Here is a 992-nt window from a genome sequence, read left to right as displayed (position 1 = left end):
TTGTATATCCGTAAACACTAATAATTTATAAATTATTATTATCTTTAAGTAAAATCAAGGTATGAATATTTTTAGTTTTACAGCGGAATTTGGCAGCGAAGAAGCTTGTCGAGCACACTTCAAAGAAGAACGAGACAAGTTAGGTGTTGTTTGTAAACGTTGCTCGCATACAGCGCATTATTGGATAAAAAGCCAATGGAGCTATGAGTGCAAAAAATGTAGAAGTCGCACGTCTCTTCGTAGCGGAACAATTATGCAGAGTTCTAATCTTTCATTTTTGATATGGTACAAAACTATGTTCTTACTAACTACGACCAAGAAAGGGTTTTCTTCAAAGGAGATACAGAGTCAGTTAGGCTTGAAGCGCTATGAGCCAGTTTGGGCAATGGTTCATAAATTGAGAAAAGCTATGGGAAATAGGGACGATAGATATACGCTTGAAGGTATGATAGAAATGGACGAAGGCTATTTTACCATAGAAGCTTCTGAAAATGACCACAAAACGCAAAAGGCAGGACGAGGAAGTAAAACAAAATCAAATGTAATGGTAATGGCAGAAAGTACAGTTCTGGAAGATGTGGACACAGGGAAAGTAGAACGTCAATGTCGATATTTTAAAGCAAAGGTGTTAGAAGACCATAAAGCAGATGGTACAGATAAAACTTTTGAAAACGCAATTGACCAAGAGCAGACCATTGTTTTTACAGACCAGAGTACATCCTATGTTAATATTGCTGATTTTGTAGAAATACATATCAGTGAAAAATCAAGCGAAACAACAACAAGGGAAACTCTAAAATGGGTACATATAGCAATAAGTAACGCTAAGCGAAACTTTGTAGGTAATTATCATAAAATCAAGAGGAAATATTTGCAATTATATCTAAATGAGTTTGTTTACAAGCTAAATCGCAGATATTTTGGAGAGCGAATCTTCGATAGGCTAGTAATAGCTAATATTACAGGATTATGACTAATAACGGATATGCAAA

Annotated in this window: 1 protein-coding gene; it reads left to right on the top strand. The window is 35.2% G+C overall.

From position 1 onward, the window contains the following. Nucleotides 1–61: 61 nt before the first annotated feature. Nucleotides 62–973 carry an IS1595 family transposase gene (locus PW52_RS16935; protein WP_044634172.1) on the top strand — a complete coding sequence of 304 codons (912 nt, stop codon included), beginning with the start codon at nt 62–64 and terminating at the stop codon, nt 971–973. The last annotated feature ends 19 nt before the right edge of the window (nt 974–992 follow it).

Source organism: Neotamlana sedimentorum (assembly GCF_000943565.1).
Lineage (GTDB): Bacteria > Bacteroidota > Bacteroidia > Flavobacteriales > Flavobacteriaceae > Neotamlana > Neotamlana sedimentorum.
Note: the sequence above shows the minus strand (reverse complement) of the source record. Positions and strands in the feature narration are given on the sequence as shown.